We start from the raw sequence: 15,838 nt of genomic DNA, 5'->3' as shown, positions 1-15,838 counted from the left end.
TAACCGCCCTCTTCTTACTCAAAATCGGCTTTTCGCTTCTGCACGTCAAAATGCCGCGCCGCCCGCGCTCCGCCTTCCCCTGTCACAATGGCCTCCCATATTCCTGGCGTCGTGTTTCCCGATACCAGCCACGTCCACTCCGCATATCCATTCGCATCGGCGGTCGCGTCACCTAAATTTTTCGCTTTGCTTGTGCCGCTCTTATATTCAATCGATAGTGAAATTTGCCGGCCGGGATCGGTTCTCGCGATCAGCCTTGCCGTTCGGCCGGGATGAAGCGGATCAGGCTCAATGGCGACAATTTGCAGCAGAACCTGTTCTTGATTTCCGTCCGATGCGCCATCTCTGGGAGCAGGGACATGATCGGCAATCCATACCCGCTCTTCCGCCTGCTCTCGAATCAGCAGCGTCTTCTTCATGAATGGCAGGCCAAGCGGGAAGGAATATTCCACTTGTACCCGGATGTAAGGATCGCTGCCGCCGGGCAAGCCGGGCAGTCTTAGATGCAGCAGGCGCAGCCGGTCAGTCGACAATAGCCCTCCTTCCGCAGCCTCGCGGAGGAGCGGTTCCAATGCAGCGCGTCCCGCTTCTGCAGCGGAAGCATTCGCAGCCCCCTGCCAATCTCCCTTGACGGCGGCCGCAAGCAGAGGACCTGCCGGCTGCGGGAGCCAGTTTTCCAGCGCTCCTGCAACGGTCTCTATGCCGGGAAGCGGCTGCATAGCATTCACTCGGGACGGCAAAGACTTGGAGAATTGCTCCGCAGCCAGCGCAACAGGGTACATATGAGACGCTGCCTGACGGGTCACCTGGGAAGCGGCGCCGTGCAGCGCCATCTGAACGGCCGATAGCCGGATGAGCAGGATGAAGAATACGATTGCCATAAGTACGATCGGCATAATAAGCGAAGCTTCAAGAACAATACCGCCTGCCTCGCCGTCGCGTTTACCCGTACGACCATCCGATCGTTTTAGTCGTTTCATAACGGCTGCCCTTTACCTTTCCGCCCAGAATGCCAAACCTCGTAAATCCCTTCATAAGCCCAGGCAAAAACCATAAATTGACCGATGCCTGAAGCTCGCCGGATAATCCCGTAGACGTCGTGGAAAGCGTCATCCCCGTGTTCGATTCGATAACCGCGATCATTCGCGACAGTCTCTGCACTCCGCCCCCATGAAGCAGGAGGAATAGGCGCAAATAGTCCCTATAAGTTACATCGACAGTCGCATACTTGGATAACGGTGTCGCTCCTGTCCGGGCGAGCGTCAACATATCCTCGATCGCTTTCTCCAGGCCATATAGAATCGCAGATGCCAGAACGAGCAGCGGATGCCCCATAGCCCGGCATTCGATCAGCCCTTCCATCGTCCGGATGGCTAACCGGACCGCGAACACTTCTCCGTAAGCAGCGGCAACATTGCCCGCCGGGTCGTGAAGACCGTATAGAATGTACTCCGCTTCCTGATTGTTCAAGCTCAGCGCATTGGCAAATTCGCCGCCGTCATTGTTGTGTATAATGGCTTCGAATTTCCGAGGGTCGAATGTCGCGAACCGATGAACGATATACTCGTTCACATAGAGCGGATCGCGAATTCCTTCGAGCATGTCCGCGATTCCAGTAAATATGGTGCCTACCGATCCCATGGCTTCATCGACAGCATCGCCCGGATCGCCGCTCGATTCAATGCTTTCCCTCGCTTCCACGGCTGTCCGGTTGAAGGTCAAATTCGTTTCATAGAGCCGCTTGGCCTCATTGAACATTTCCTGATGCTCGCGAAGCTGGGGAACGGACGTTATACCGTGAAGCAGCCGCCGGACTTCATTCCACTTCGATTTGGCTTTGGCCTCCTGCTTCTTGCGCTCGGCATCGTTTGCTTGACGCGCTTCCTGCTCGCTCGCACGGGCAGTGATGACCGAGCCCGCCGTCCCATACTGCTGGTCATACTGTTCGAAGGCGATTCTCAGCTGAGCCGCGTCTTCCGCCAGCAGAACCGCCGATCCGCTGCGCGAGAGTGCAATCGATATGCTCGATTGGAAGCTCGCGGTCTCCGAATCGAACGAAGCATAAACGGCGGTTTGCTTGGAAATTTCGTCTCGGTACGCCGCGAATGACTCCGACTGCATCAGAAGCTGCTCGGTCGAAGACGCTGCCTGCCCGATATGGGACAGCTCCTCTTCCTGCAAGGCTCCCGGCTTCCCGCCTGGAATCTTCTGCTTGTTCAACCGGTCATAGCCGCTATTCTGCTGCTCCTGCCGCGACTTCTCGATAACGATTCGCATCTCGTCATTGCATCGCTCGGCATCGAGCACTTCCTTCATCGCTTTGTGCTCCAGCTCTTGATGGCGCCGCAGCGCAGCGCTGCTCTTGCTGCGAAGACCGCTTGACACCGTTCTCGCCATCAATTCGTAAGCGGAAATTTCCTTCGTGTAAACCGGTACAGCGTCCTCGCCCAAATTCGAGTCATGCTCCACCCAAGCCGCATACGATTCATAGCCGCTAATAACGGTCATAACCGTATCTGTTCCGATTGCATCCTGGGCTCGTATCGGTATTAGCGCCGCCGGAGCTGCTGTCGATTGTGCCATTTCCCGCTGCAGGGCAAGCGCTGTCTGCAGATGCTTCTCTCTACGGTCATACAGCTTGCGCAGCTGCTCCAGCATTTCGACCGCTGCGGACGCTTCTTTCATTGCGGAAGCCATCGGGGCGAGCTTGGAGGCGACTTCAAGCGTGAAATCGATCGGCGCTTTATATTTCATCTCTTCGAGCACTTGACGCTTGAACACGTCGTGCCGGCCGAGCGTCTCGTAGGCATTCACATGAGACGCGTCGAGCCGGATGTTCAATACCCGGAACGCATCGTCCTCCCTGGCGTCCCAGTTATTCTTCGCTGCGTGCGCGAATATTTCGTTACGATCCGATCCGCCTGTCCCGAACAAGCCATATCGTTCATACAATGCGCCGTCGAACGCGGATAACGAAGAGCGGATACCGGACTGGGCGGCGAGCTCGACTTGCTTCTGGAAGGCGGCCACCCTTGCATAATCAATAAGCATGCTCGTAAACATGAATATTGCGGCTGTCGAAACGATCAAATAAATCGATACGGCCCCTTCTTGTCCCGTAAGGATACGAAATATCCAGTTCTCCCGCCTCCGTCTCCGTCTCCGCTTCTTGTGATCCTGCAGCAACTGTCCCATCGCCTCCCCCTGAGTTTGAGCTCCACCGTGTAAATTGCCGATCCATCTTTTAAGATGGAGAAGGTGACGTTTGCTCCGCCGCCTTCCTACCGTTTAATATTTCCGCGGCATGCGCACGGCTGGCTCCGCCACTGCCGCTTCCTTGCATAAACTTGGCCGTGTAATAACGGGCCAGATCAACGTTCCGGATGAATTCCACCGGATCAACGATGACGGCGCGGCTGCCTGACTGCGGCTCCGTCCTGCCGAACGCTTCGAGCAGCGGAACGGAAAGCGGCTGCCGCAGCCGGACCTCGATCGACTTCTCGATGAAACCGAAGGCATACCTCATCTGGCCCTCGTACGGAGCAGGGACGCGCGATGCGATAAGGTTCATTTTCTTCACCGGCAAGGAACCGTCATCCCCGTCCTGATCATCGACGCTAGGCTCACCGGGCGTTCCTATAGCGACCGAGCTCCCTCCCTCTTCCGCTCCGCCAAGCTGAAACAAAGATTGAAGCGCCCCGTCGCTTCCCATTCGCCAGTACAGTCCGTCATAGAGGTTCGCCGGCGCCATACCGCTTACCGGATCGCGATGGCTGTTGTCCCAGCGATAGACAGTACGTTCTGCTGAGACGGAAGCGACGTAATACAACGCTACCTTCTGGTAGACATACATGCCCAGCAGCAGCATAGCAAGCAGCGCGACGAACAAGCTTGGGAATATCAGCGAGGATTCCAGCGTAAAGCTCCCCTCCTCGCCGCGATTCCGGTATCGCGCCAAAGCGTTAACTAAATATTTTATCCGCTTGATCATCGGCTTTGCCCATCAGCCGCTCGACCAGATCGATAATCCAGTCCTTGAACAGCAGCGCAAGAATAATAACCACAGCAATAATAAGAATAATTTCCAGCGTTCCCAGACCCTCTTCATCACGCCAAAAGTCACGTACTTTCATCATCCCTTGCTTCATCCTTCTCTCTCCTTTTGAATGCAGATTAATAATGTGCCGTACAAACCTATTTACCTGCTACCATCCCATCATGAGCATCGCCGGCGAAGCGACCAGAATCATAAGCACGATAAAAATGCCGACAAGCGGAAAAACGAGCTTCGATGACGCTTCTTCTCCGCGCGATCGCGCGACGGCCTTCCTCTTCTCCCACAATGTGTAGGTCAGCTCTCTTAACGAAAGGACGAGCTTATCGCCGCCGCGCCGGTAATTAAGCAGCATCGTTGTCGTAAACAACGATACCTCCTGGACGGCGCACCGCCTGCTGAACCCTTCCATCGCGGCAGCAAACGACTCCCCGTTGCGTACGGATTCGTTCGCCCGCCTCAGCTCGTCAAGAAGCGGATGAGACGCCTTCGCACCGGCGCCCTGCCGTTCGACGCAGCGGCTTAATGCCCGCTGCACCGTTTCGCCCGCGCCCAGCAGCAGCATCAGCTTGCTCAGCACATCCGGCAGCAAGAGCAGAATCTCCTGCTTTCTCCGCTCCACTTTACGGGAGACATCCCGGAGCCGGGCCATCGGAATAGCGGCTCCGAGCAGCGCTCCTACATACAGCAGGGCAGGCTCGCTGCTCAGTGCGCTCAGCCAGCATGCGCCGGCCATCGCCGCATAGCCGAATCCGACCGCGGAAGAAGCATACCGCCTTGTTGCTTCAATGGACCAAGCAGATCCATGAAGCACAAGCAGCTTCCCATGTACGTTCGTAAGAAACGATTGGAAACGATCGAATAATCCGTACCGGTCCAGCAAGAACCGGAACGGGAGCGTGATGAAGCGAATCTCCTGCGCATCCTTCGGAAAAGTCACACCTTTACTGCCGGACCCCGTTTCTTGGCGCGCGCTCAAAAAAACCGCGGCTCCCCATACTGCCGTTAACAACAACCCTGCGATAATTGCCATACCATCCCTCATTCATCCGGGCACGCTTACACCCGTATATCCATCACTTTGCCCATCAGCCAATAGCACCCGCCCAGCATGAGCAGAGCTCCCGTCAGCAGGACGTAACCGATACCGCTGTAGAGAGGAGCCATATAATCGGGAGCGGCGAATCCAAGAAAAGCGAGAAAGAGAAAAGGAACGCTCATCATAATGCGGGATTCGAACCGCTTCTGGGCAAGCAAGACGGCGATTTCCTGCTGCACGTCCAGCTTCTCGCCAATCGTCTGCGAGGTGCGCCGGATAACCTCAACCAAGTCGCCGCCCGTACGCTTGCAGGTGACGAATACATCAACGAATTGAGTAATTTCATCGATCGCGGCTCTTCTGCCGAAATCGGCAAGCGACTGCTCCAGCGGCTCCCCGTACGATAAACGCGTCCGGATGATTTCGAATTCAATCAGCACCTCGGCGTTCGGATCGGGATACAGCAGCCGCAAGTCGTCCAATACCGAGATGAATGCATTCTCCACGGAACGTCCCGCTGCCAGCGACGAAGTCAAGGAGTACAGCGCCTCCTTGAACTGAAGCGCCAGACGGGTACGCCGCCGCTCAAGCAGCGATGCCCGATAATAACGGGGGGCGACTACTCCCGCAATCGAGAGCAGCGCGGCAGCCGTAACGGAACGATAGAATAAGAAGGCCGCCGCGAACGCGCAGACGCATCCGACTATCGCAGCCGCACCAAATTGCCGCCTTGTCAGCATATATACCGCATAATCCTGCAGGGCGGCTGCCCGGTTCGCCGGCTGCGGCTTGGCTGCGGGCCATTCCAGCCAAGTCTGCAGCCGGTCAAGCTTCACTCGCAAGCTCATCCCATGCATGCCCTCTCTTCCTTCAGCAATCCGGCCATTCTCAGCTTCCAAATCCGTTCAAGCTGATGACCGGTCGACTTTAGGCCCCCAATGATGCTGCCCTCCCGCTCTTCCTCCTCCTCGAACCGGTATAGCGGCCGAAGCGCTACTTCGCCGTTCAAGACACCGGTAATTTCGGCGATTTCGGTCACGCGCCGGGAGTGGTCGCGCAGCCGCGACAGGTGCACGACAATGTCGATGGCCGACCCAATCTGCTGCCGGATAACGGCAATCGGCAGCTCCGCGCCGCTCAGCACCATCGTTTCCAGTCTGGCCATCATATCGCGCGCGCTGTTGCTATGACCGGTACTCAAGCTACCATCATGTCCGGTATTCATCGCCTGCAGCATGTCGATCGCCTCGCCCCCCCGCACCTCGCCGACAATGATGCGGCTGGGCCGCATCCGCAGCGAGGCGCGAATCAGCTCCCGCATCGTTATTTCCCCTTTGCCCTCCGTATTGGCGTTGCGCGTCTCCAGCGAGACGAGATTCGGTACCGTACGGATCTGCAGCTCCGCGGAATCCTCGATCGTGACAATCCGTTCATCGGGCGGGATATACTGCGACAATGCATTAAGAAAGGTTGTTTTGCCAGATCCCGTTCCCCCGCTAATAAAGATGTTGTACTTGGCGGCTACCAGCTTCCGCAGCAATTCCGCCGCTTCCGCCGATAACGCGCCCAGCCGGATGAGATCTTCCATCTGCAGCGCCTTGTCCGGAAATTTGCGAATGGTCATCGTCGGTCCTTTGAGCGCGATCGGCGGCAGCACGATATGAACGCGCGATCCGTCGCGAAGCCTTGCATCCACAATCGGCGACGATTCGTTGACCACCCGGTTAACCCCCGCTACTACCGCTTGAATCAAATCCTCGAGCCGCTCCCGGCTCTCGAAGGATAATGATATCCGGCTCATGCTCCCGGCCCGCTCAACGAAAATTTCGTCGTAGTTGTTGATCATGACCTCCGTTACCGCTTCGTCTTCGATTAGCGGCTGCAGGATATCGAGACCGCGAAACGCATGATACAGCCTTCTGACCAGCTGCAGCTTGTCGCTTGCCGTCAGCGGCTGGTCGCGGCACCAATGGAATACCGTCTGCTCGATGCGCGCCATGAAATCTTCATCCGACATGGCCCGGTCCAAGTCGAGCTGCTCGCGTATGCTAGCTTTGAGCTGCTGAACCGTTTCTTCCCGCATCGTATCCCCCCCTTTCCAGTAAAGCAAAGCGGCTCATCAAGGCTTCGACCGCTCCCCGGTAAGCTACATAGCCGTTCGCATCCGGCATCTGACGGCCTTCCGACCATTCGGGGACATAGGGGATGCTGCCCTCAATGCGCACTTGAAGGGACTCTTCGTAAGCGAATCCCCCTGCACCATGCGCGAAGGATTCGATAAACCGGAATTTCCTTCTAAACCGCTTGAAGGCTTCACCCCACTTCTGATCCCCGTAACGGAGAGCCAGGCTCGTCTTTCGAATGGCGACAGGTTCGCTCGAGATGAGCCAGATCATGACGTCCGCTACCTCGAAGACGGCCTGATGCACCGGATCCATACCGCTGTCCAAATCCACAATGACGACATCGTATTGGCCCGAATCGGCAATCGCGGCGATAATCTGCTTCGCTTGCTCAGCCGACATCGTCAGCCTCTCCTCGGCATTGCCGCAGGGCGCAATATAATCCACCTTCAGCGCAGGATGCCTTCTGCGCAGCTCGGTGAGCACCGATTGCGTCTTATCCGGGTGAGCCTGCACCGTATAGAGCAGCCGGGAGAAATCGTCCTTCCCTTCTTCGCCGAACCAAACCGAGGTTGCATTCCACTGCTCCAGGTTCAAATAAAAAACGCGCGCTTCTCTCCCGCCAAGCTGCTGGGCCAGCTGGATCGCCAATGTCGTCTTGCCGATCCCACCGACAGCCGCGTATACAGCCGCGATCTTAGCCCGCCCGCAGCTGCGGGCGGCATGCGCAATAACGCCGGAAGAGGCCGCATGAACGGCTTCCAGAGCGTTCAACAGCTGCGGCAAAGGCTGAAACTGCAGCACCTCCGCCCGCTCCGGATACTGCCCGCTCCTCCCGACCAGCAGCGCCGTCGGTATCCCCTGTGCCGAATCCCCGGTCTCCTCCAGCAGAGCGGGATGGATAGCCAGCAGATCGATCGGGTACCCGGCCCGTATGAACTGCCGCAGCGCATTCGAATTCGTGAATGCCGTCAGCTGCCACTGCTCGCCGAACGGGCTCTGACGGATATAATCGGCCAGCCGCTCGATATATCCCGCTTCCCTCACGGCTACGATTAATTGTTGTCTGTTCAAAGCCGACAGCTCCTTCCGGCATCAGAAACGCCATTATTGAAAACAAAAAAAAGCACCGTAAACCGCGCATCATTCATGCGCAATTTACGGTGCTTCCGTAAGTTCATTTGATTTGACCACAATTTACCATACGCGCCCGCAATCCGTCAACAAGCAATTTAGTCAGGAGCATAGAATGCCGCATTTCTGTACTAGATGTGCAGCATTTTATATTCCTTCGGCGAGACGCCGGCAATCTTCTTGAACACGCGGCTGAAATAGGACAGATTCTCGAAGCCGACCAGCGTCGCGATTTCCGTAAACGTGAAATCCTCCATGCGGATCAGCTTTTTCGCCTGATTGATTCTTACGTTCGTGATATATTCAATCGGCGTCTGACCGGTCGCCGCTTTAAATCGGGATATAAAATAATTAAAGTTCAAATTGGTCATTCTCGCCAGCTGCTCCACCGTAATCTTCGTCGAGAAGAAGCGATGGATATATTCCACCGCCTTATTCACATTGACATCGCCGAACTCCGACTCGGAACCGGGGCCGGAAACGATCCGATTCCGGTATACCTCGATAAGAACCGCCTGAAAATATGCGCGCGACGCCATCTCCCAGCCTTCCTTCTCCATCAGCAATTCCTCGATAACCGCATTGATCAGACGGTGAATCAGCTGATGATTGCCGGGCTTCATGACCGTCGGCAGATCCAATAATCGCTCCTCAAGCGTCAAGGCAGAGGACTTCAGCTGGGAATAATCCTGATTGTTGGAGGCTCCAAGATCCAAGCTGGGCATAAGCAAGCGGTAATGAACCCATGTGTAGCCCATCGGCAGCTGGCCCGATTCAATGCGGTGCAGCTTATTCGCAGGGATATGGATAATCGTATCTTTGTCGGCAGGGATCGCTTGACCGTCGATATCGAATATGACCGAGCCCGTCGTTACATAGACCAGATAATCATAAGGCAAGGAACGGTACAGCTTGCGGTTCTCCCCATATTCCGTATGCGTAATATTCCCCAGCTTATACTTCTCAGGAGGAAAGTACCATGCCTCGCTCCTGTATTCCTTGCCCGAATGGTAAATAAAAGGCGCAATAAAGCTCGGATGAATCCGCCCAGCACTTAATTCTACCATGATAAATCTCTCCCGCGTTCGACATCGGCTCCTGGCAACCCACTCCCTTATTGTATGCGACAAGCGCGCTTCCGAACAAGCTTACGGAGCCTGCGCCGACGCTATTTGGATGTTAAGCTATGCGGTCCGCGCGGCCATAAATCCTGCTCGGCCGGCTGCAGATAATCGGTGAGAAACTGCACCGGATTCGCCCGAAACCGCGCGATCGCCCGGTCCATCTCTTCATTGCTTCCCTGATTCTCGAGGTCCAGCTCCAGCAGCCGGTCCATCTCTTGCAGAAACTGGCCGGGAATCGGTCTATTCTCGCTCGTATACTTCCTCATAATCGCCGCCAAATTGGTTTCGCGCAAATGATAGACATACGACAAGACGCGCGTTCGCATAGCTTCCAAATCGCGTAAGCCTTGGGCGAAATCGCCCTTCAGCCGCTCCGGTATGACCGGCTCAAGCTCTCTTCCCAGCCGGATCGCATCCTCTAATTTGGCTGCGGATATATCGCATCGCAGCTGAATATCCTCAAGCAGCCACGCATCCGGCTGCTGATCGTCCGTCTTCATGAAGATCGCTCTCCGAGTCGAATCCCAGCTTGGCGTATGGCACTGCTGGCCCCTGATAAATGCGGCATTCATCGTATGCTTCGGGTCGCACTGCCCCAGCTTCCGCACATACCAGGAGATATCCCAAGGGAACAGCTCCATCGCTTCGGAGCTGACGGACCAGAAGCGGATGACCGATTCACAGCTGTCCGCATAGAGCTCGGCAACAACTGCCATAATTTGATCCTCGGTTTGCTCCGGATTCGCGAAGAACTGCGCAGTTGCCCGCAGACTCGGATCTTCTTTGGACGGCACCAGGCCGAAGTACTCCTTGATCCCGCTAATGCCGGGCAGGCTGTAGATCGCTTGCAGCTGGCGGACGGTCACCTGCGGGAATGCGAGATGGTTCATCGGCTCCAGCTCCTCCGTCGGTCCCCCGAGGAAGCCTTCCACGATAACGGGCAGCCCTCTGCTCTCCGCCAGTCTGCACGCGTTCTTCAGGAAGCGGTCTACCGGCAGAGTAGCCGTAACCTCCGCAATATTCGAGTGCAGCATAACGCCCGTTGTTTGCGGATTCAACCGATTGATTGATTGCAGCACCTGTCCGGCCGAGAGCTCCCATGGCTCCCACCATAACCGCCCGTTTGGATTGCACGCCTGCCAGGCCTCGGCCAGCTTGTGAATAAAGGGAACCACCCGCTCATGCAGCGGAATTCCGCGGCAGCTTTCACACACGCCGAATTCATTGCACAGCCAGGCATCCTGGTCGTACGTATAGATGAGGACGTCGTCTACACCCGGAAACTGCTCGTGGAACATCGTTAACAATCTTACGTAGCGTTCCGGGGTCTTCCCATCGAGCAGACAGTTCTGAAGCTGCAAATCCCGGTATCCGTCGCCGCCGTTATAAGGAGCGCCAAAATGAAACAAGGACCGCAAACCGGCATTCCTCGTCCACTCGATCCGGTTCCGAAGATCATTTCTTCTCCGGTTGAACGCCTCTGGCGTCTGATCCGAAGCAAGGGCGACGCTCTGCCGGAGCAGCGGATCCTGATCGGCAGAAATGTCTACGACATCCTCCAGGTTCAGCGGTTCATCCCCGGGACGGCATCCCCAGGCAATGTTCAATTGAAGCATGTTAAATCCATGGGATTGGATACGCGAAACTTGCTCTTCATTCCAAGGCTCCAGCAGCGATGGACACCCCAGCAAACCTACCTTGTATTGTAATTTCGGATTCATAGGAACGCCTTCCCCTTTCACAATCAATTGAATTCTCCGATTGGAGCGAATGAACCTATGGCTCATTACAATAAATTGTATTATGAAAACCTGCTCATAGATTTGCACTAATCTCACCAATTATTGTCCTAATAACAGCAGCTGCGACCCTCCGGATTATATAAAAAGACGCTCCGCGATTGCCCGCGAAGCGCCTCCGTAGCGGTCACCAATCCAACCCTGGATTGTCCCCGATGAAGAATTTCTTCTTATTCGTTCGGGTGATGGTATTGCTGCCTGTCAGCTGATTATCCTTGATGATGAACGGTCCGCCGTTTGGCCCATCCGCAATGGACAGCGAGGCTGCGGCCGCGGAGAACATATTGCCCTTGATTGTCGTGCTGCGGGACTGATCGATCTTGATTCCTGCGTGATGGACATCGGAAATCACATTGTTGCTGATATTCACATTGCTTGCATTGCTGTTGAATACGATGCCGTACCCGTTATAAGAAATCATATTGTTCGTTATGACCGAATTGGTAACACCTTCGTTCTTCAATGGCGCATGGATGCCGATTCCTTCCTGCTGGTTTTGAGCGGCCGAAATATAATTATCGTCAATGAATACACCGTTTAACGCAAGCCCTTCCGGATCCAGCAGAATGGCCGCTCCCGAGCTTTGGTCCAGCATATTGTTGGAGATATCCACATGCAGAATGGTTTTCAATGTGATCTGCTCGACCCCGGTCAGGATAAAATTATTGCGGCTGATTTTGAGACCTTCCGGTCTCGTGCCAGGCGCCGCGTCGACAAGTATGCCTTTGCCGGTGCTTCCGAAGCCGTTATCGAATATGTTGCTGTTAATATTCAGCTGCGTAGGGAGCGAGGTGACATGAAGCGCATAAGCGGTCGGCTCGTTGTTAATGAAGCCCGAGCTTAAGATTTGGGTGAAGGCGCCGATAAAATAGACCATGTCCGACGTATTTCCGGGGGTATTCGTCATCCGCACATTCTCGATGCTGTGGGACTCGCCGGACGTAAACGAAACAATTCTTCCCGAAGAGCTGTAATTGTTGATCGCCACATCCTTGAATTTAACCAGATAAGAGGACGTCACTTCGAAGACATTACCCGATGCGAGCGTGGCATTGATGTTGGATTGCATCGTCGTGCCGCCGGCGCCTTGAATCGTAATGAAGCCGGCGCCGCCAATATTGATTTGCGACGTTACGTTATAATCCCCTGACGGCAAATAGACGGTCCCTTTCTTGGTCAGAGCCTCGTTGACGGCTTGTTGAATGGCGCTTGTATCGTCATGTACGCCATTGCCAACCGCTCCGTAATCCTTCACGTTCAGCACGGGAACAGATCCCTCCTGGGGCGCATCGGCATAGGACCGATTGCTTGGTATGGATTGACTTCCGATCAGACATCCCAGCAGCACGGCTGCGAAGATACCGAAGCTAAAGCGCTTGCTGATTTTTAGCCTTCCCATTCGTAATTCCTCCTTGTTATACGTCTCCTTCCGGCCTGTAAGCTTGCTGAACCTTCATGGTCTCCTTTCTTTTTTACTGTAATCCGACTCTTCATTATGGAAACTTATGGATAATCCTTGCAGTTAGATTATACAATGTAAGCGCTGTCTTGCGATTTACACAAATCTCAGTATTTCTATTCAAAATATCAGCTTACGAGCCCCTGAGATTAGACCGCGACGATTAATCTAGGCCTCACATTAAAAAGATGTAGAATACCGCAGCCAACGCGAACCGATAGAATGCGAACCATTCCAGCCGCAAACGTTTGATCAAATTCAGGAACGTGACAACCGCGATCATCGCCACAACGAAGGCGGCAATAAATCCGATCAGGAAGAGAAACAAGGCATCCGATGTCAAAAACTCAGCTGTCATACGCAGATTGGGGCAGCCGTCAAACCGGCGCCCGATACTTGGGAAAGGAAGATGGCCGCTGCGCAGAGCAGCTTTTTCCAAATCCCCTCGGTTATCATAACTCGCGGCCGGCGCCCGTAACGATCGATTTCGATGACAATCCCGCTTATTTACATTACAAATCTGTAATCAATCGATTTAAACGGGTCTGCTAACGCGCACGACAAAAAACCTTCGTACGTACGGCAGCAGGTCCGTACAAATACGAAGGTTAAGTTATTGTCCAACTCCCGTCAGCCGAAGGAGAAAGCGATGACGATAACGAACTAATGCAGCGTCTCCGCAGATGGTTCGCCTTGCATAAAGCCCATGATCGGATTCATCGGCAGCTCCTGATCGAAGAACAGGCCAATCTCTCTTCTCGCGCTTTCAGGCGAATCGGAGCCGTGCACGATATTGCTCGCCACATCCATGGCATAGTCTCCGCGAATGGTTCCAGGCGACGCTTCGACCGGGTTGGTCTTGCCGATTAAGGCTCTTGCATTCGCTACGGCATTCGGGCCTTCCCAGATCATCGCGCATACGCTGCCGGACGTCAAATAATCGACAAGCTCGCCGAAGAACGGCTTCATCCGAAGGTCCCTGTAATGCTCCTCCGCAAGCGCGTGATCGATACTCATCAGCTTGATGGCGTTAAGCTTGAAGCCCTTTTGTTCGAAACGGTTAATAATCGACCCGATCACACCGCGTTGAACTCCGTCCGGCTTTACCATGACAAACGTACGTTCCATGCAGACGATTCCCCCTTCTTCAATACGAATTCATATGGATAACTGGCGCATAGCCGCAAAATCGCATCGTCTGCAGCATCTGCCCCTATAGAGAAAAGCATTCCAGTTTTATCCACATTTCATTCATCTACGGAGGAATCCACGCGATCGAGACTGCTATCCGTTCGTCAATTCCAGGAAAGCTTCTACATCCGCTGTCGTTACCGAGACGGCTCCGCGCCAGAAATCCGGCTCGTCAAGACGGACGCCGAGATGCTTCTGGGCAAGCTCCTCCACCGTCATCCGCCCCGTATCGCGAAGCAGTGCGACGTAGCGCTCCGCGAACGAAGGCCCCTCCTTCTTCGCCACCGCATAGATGCCGCAGCTGAACAAGAAGCCGAACGTGTAAGGGAAGTTATAGAACGGAACATCCGTTAAGTAAAAATGCAGCTTCGACGCCCAGAAATGCGGGTGAAGCTTGCCTACGGCGCCGCAGAACGCCTCGTTCTGGGCTTCCTCCATAAGCCGGGACAGCTCTTCGTGGCTGACCATCCCCTTCCTGCGCTGCTCATAGAAGCGCGTCTCGAACAAGAAGCGCGCATGAATGTTCATGAAGAAGGCGGTCGACCGCTGCAGCTTGTCTTCAAGCAGCGCCAGCTTCTCATCCGGGTCAGCGGCGGCCTCCATGGCGGAATCGGACACGATCAGCTCCGCGAACGTCGAAGCCGTCTCCGCCACATTCATCGCATACTCCTGCGCAAGCGGCGGCAGATCGTTCATGACATGCTGATGGTAGGCGTGGCCAAGCTCATGCGCCAGCGTCGAAATATTCGAAGCCGTGCCGGAATAGGTCATGAATATGCGTGTCTGCTCGCTGATCGGAAATGCCGTACAGAAGCCTCCGGGCCGTTTGCCCGGGCGGTCATCGGCCTCGATCCAGCCATCACGGAAGGCGGCTTCGGAGAATTCGGCCAACTCCGGGCTGAAGGCGCGGAACTGCTCGACAATAAAGTCGGCTCCCTCGTCGTAAGGCACCGTCCGCGCTGCCGAGCCGATTGGCGCCTCCACATCATGCCAATCCAGCTTGTCGATTCCAAGCAGCTTGGCCTTCCGGTCCAAATACTTCACGAGGCCGGCTTTGCCTTCATTCACGGCTGCCCACATCGCGTCCAAGGTCGCTTGGCTCATCCGGTTCATCGCAAGCGGCTCCTTCAGAACCGACTGCCAGCCGCGCTTCTCATACAGCTTGAGCCGGAAGCCCGCAATCCGGTTCAGTGCTTCTGCGCACAGCTCGGCCTGCTCGCCCCACTCCCGCTCCCATTCGGCAAAGGCGGCTTCGCGAACCGCTCGTTCCCCGTCGGACAGCCGATTGTGCATCTGTCCCGCCGAGAGCGTCTTCGTTGAACCGTCCGGCTCCTGCGCCTCGAACTTGGCACGGGAGACGACCGTATTATAGAAGTCGCCCCATCCATGATATCCGTCGACGGCAAGCTCGCCGGCCAGTGCTTCAAGGCTCGGCGGCAGCTTCTCCTTGGCCGCCTCTCTGCGTTCACGGAGGGTAAAGGCGACCGGAGCGGTATCTTCTTCCTTGAGCCACTCATTCCAGAGCTCCTCCGGCACTAGTCTTAGCTGCTCATCGTAAGCCGTAAGCGCGCTGTTGAATTTCGCCGCCGTCGTCTTCACCCGTTCATTCAAGCCGAGCGCCGCGGAGTCTTTCACCTGCTGGGCGACCAGACAGGAGACGAACGACTCCGATTGACGGAGACGCAGAATGACGGACTGTACCGTCGCCGTCCAGGCCGACAGCTTCGCAGTCGAGACATGCGAGGTGCTTCCTGCCGAAGTCTCCTCGAGCTCGCGGACAAGGGCATCGATATCCCTCTCCATCCCCGCCAGCTCTGCCGCAAATGCCGGGGAGGCCGACCCTCCTTCATAAAATACGTCTAAGTTCCATTGCTCCGGATACTTTTGTCCCATCGGTTGTTCCTCCTCAAAGTTG

At 55.4% G+C, this 15,838-nt stretch carries 14 protein-coding genes; all 14 read right to left on the bottom strand.

Features of this window, described 5'->3' with window-relative positions; genetic code table 11:
- Positions 1 to 14: 14 nt before the first annotated feature.
- Positions 15 to 980 (bottom strand): hypothetical protein, encoded by a 966-nt coding sequence (locus L1F29_RS06290; protein ID WP_258387486.1) that lies wholly within the window; start codon positions 978 to 980, stop codon positions 15 to 17.
- Complete coding sequence (locus tag L1F29_RS06285; protein ID WP_258387485.1) at positions 943 to 3,195, bottom strand: hypothetical protein; 2,253 nt, start codon at positions 3,193 to 3,195, stop codon at positions 943 to 945. Before L1F29_RS06285 ends, L1F29_RS06290 begins: the two co-directional genes overlap by 38 nt.
- A gap of 49 nt (positions 3,196 to 3,244) precedes the next feature.
- Positions 3,245 to 3,991 (bottom strand): TadE/TadG family type IV pilus assembly protein, encoded by a 747-nt coding sequence (locus tag L1F29_RS06280; protein ID WP_258387484.1) that lies wholly within the window; start codon positions 3,989 to 3,991, stop codon positions 3,245 to 3,247.
- The gene (locus L1F29_RS06275; protein WP_258387483.1) at positions 3,963 to 4,148 is read right to left on the bottom strand and encodes a Flp1 family type IVb pilin; all 186 of its coding nucleotides are present in this window, start codon (positions 4,146 to 4,148) and stop codon (positions 3,963 to 3,965) included. The genes L1F29_RS06280 and L1F29_RS06275 overlap by 29 nt, the downstream gene beginning before the upstream one ends.
- A gap of 57 nt (positions 4,149 to 4,205) precedes the next feature.
- Positions 4,206 to 5,087 (bottom strand): type II secretion system F family protein, encoded by an 882-nt coding sequence (locus L1F29_RS06270; RefSeq protein WP_258387482.1) that lies wholly within the window; start codon positions 5,085 to 5,087, stop codon positions 4,206 to 4,208.
- Between the two features lie 26 nt (positions 5,088 to 5,113).
- Positions 5,114 to 5,941, bottom strand: a complete 828-nt coding sequence (locus L1F29_RS06265; RefSeq protein WP_258387481.1) for a type II secretion system F family protein — start codon at positions 5,939 to 5,941, stop codon at positions 5,114 to 5,116.
- The gene (locus L1F29_RS06260) at positions 5,938 to 7,176 is read right to left on the bottom strand and encodes a TadA family conjugal transfer-associated ATPase (protein ID WP_258387480.1); all 1,239 of its coding nucleotides are present in this window, start codon (positions 7,174 to 7,176) and stop codon (positions 5,938 to 5,940) included. The genes L1F29_RS06265 and L1F29_RS06260 overlap by 4 nt, the downstream gene beginning before the upstream one ends.
- On the bottom strand, positions 7,142 to 8,290 hold the full coding sequence (locus tag L1F29_RS06255) for an AAA family ATPase (RefSeq protein ID WP_258387479.1): 1,149 nt from the start codon (positions 8,288 to 8,290) through the stop codon (positions 7,142 to 7,144). Before L1F29_RS06255 ends, L1F29_RS06260 begins: the two co-directional genes overlap by 35 nt.
- A 191-nt stretch (positions 8,291 to 8,481) precedes the next feature.
- Positions 8,482 to 9,417: an AraC family transcriptional regulator gene (locus tag L1F29_RS06250; protein ID WP_258387478.1), complete on the bottom strand. Its 936-nt coding sequence runs from the start codon at positions 9,415 to 9,417 to the stop codon at positions 8,482 to 8,484.
- A gap of 101 nt (positions 9,418 to 9,518) precedes the next feature.
- Entirely contained in the window at positions 9,519 to 11,195 is a 1,677-nt protein-coding gene (locus tag L1F29_RS06245) for a hypothetical protein (protein ID WP_258387477.1), read from the bottom strand.
- 205 nt (positions 11,196 to 11,400) lie between these two features.
- Positions 11,401 to 12,672, bottom strand: coding sequence for a right-handed parallel beta-helix repeat-containing protein (locus tag L1F29_RS06240; RefSeq protein ID WP_258387476.1), 1,272 nt, complete (start codon positions 12,670 to 12,672; stop codon positions 11,401 to 11,403).
- Between the two features lie 235 nt (positions 12,673 to 12,907).
- On the bottom strand, positions 12,908 to 13,171 hold the full coding sequence (locus L1F29_RS06235) for an undecaprenyl-diphosphate phosphatase (protein ID WP_309252382.1): 264 nt from the start codon (positions 13,169 to 13,171) through the stop codon (positions 12,908 to 12,910).
- A 224-nt stretch (positions 13,172 to 13,395) separates the two neighbouring features.
- Positions 13,396 to 13,860: a nucleoside-diphosphate kinase gene (gene ndk / locus L1F29_RS06230; protein WP_258387475.1), complete on the bottom strand. Its 465-nt coding sequence runs from the start codon at positions 13,858 to 13,860 to the stop codon at positions 13,396 to 13,398.
- 156 nt (positions 13,861 to 14,016) lie between these two features.
- Positions 14,017 to 15,816, bottom strand: coding sequence for a M3 family oligoendopeptidase (locus tag L1F29_RS06225; protein ID WP_258387474.1), 1,800 nt, complete (start codon positions 15,814 to 15,816; stop codon positions 14,017 to 14,019).
- Positions 15,817 to 15,838 lie beyond the last annotated feature (22 nt).

This window comes from Paenibacillus spongiae, assembly GCF_024734895.1.
GTDB lineage: Bacteria > Bacillota > Bacilli > Paenibacillales > Paenibacillaceae > Paenibacillus_Z > Paenibacillus_Z spongiae.
The sequence above is the reverse complement of the archived record's forward strand: the minus strand, read 5'-3'. Positions and strand labels throughout refer to the sequence as shown.

Bases quoted from the DNA above. Each gene is read 5' to 3' on its own strand.
- L1F29_RS06290 (WP_258387486.1), bottom strand. From the start codon at position 980: ATGAAACGACTAAAACGATCGGATGGTCGTACGGGTAAACGCGACGGC.
- L1F29_RS06285 (WP_258387485.1), bottom strand. From the start codon at position 3,195: ATGGGACAGTTGCTGCAGGATCACAAGAAGCGGAGACGGAGACGGAGG.
- L1F29_RS06280 (WP_258387484.1), bottom strand. From the start codon at position 3,991: ATGATCAAGCGGATAAAATATTTAGTTAACGCTTTGGCGCGATACCGG.
- L1F29_RS06275 (WP_258387483.1), bottom strand. From the start codon at position 4,148: ATGAAGCAAGGGATGATGAAAGTACGTGACTTTTGGCGTGATGAAGAG.
- L1F29_RS06270 (WP_258387482.1), bottom strand. From the start codon at position 5,087: ATGGCAATTATCGCAGGGTTGTTGTTAACGGCAGTATGGGGAGCCGCG.
- L1F29_RS06265 (WP_258387481.1), bottom strand. From the start codon at position 5,941: ATGAGCTTGCGAGTGAAGCTTGACCGGCTGCAGACTTGGCTGGAATGG.
- L1F29_RS06260 (WP_258387480.1), bottom strand. From the start codon at position 7,176: ATGCGGGAAGAAACGGTTCAGCAGCTCAAAGCTAGCATACGCGAGCAG.
- L1F29_RS06250 (WP_258387478.1), bottom strand. From the start codon at position 9,417: ATGGTAGAATTAAGTGCTGGGCGGATTCATCCGAGCTTTATTGCGCCT.
- L1F29_RS06245 (WP_258387477.1), bottom strand. From the start codon at position 11,195: ATGAATCCGAAATTACAATACAAGGTAGGTTTGCTGGGGTGTCCATCG.
- L1F29_RS06240 (WP_258387476.1), bottom strand. From the start codon at position 12,672: ATGGGAAGGCTAAAAATCAGCAAGCGCTTTAGCTTCGGTATCTTCGCA.
- ndk (WP_258387475.1), bottom strand. From the start codon at position 13,860: ATGGAACGTACGTTTGTCATGGTAAAGCCGGACGGAGTTCAACGCGGT.
- L1F29_RS06225 (WP_258387474.1), bottom strand. From the start codon at position 15,816: ATGGGACAAAAGTATCCGGAGCAATGGAACTTAGACGTATTTTATGAA.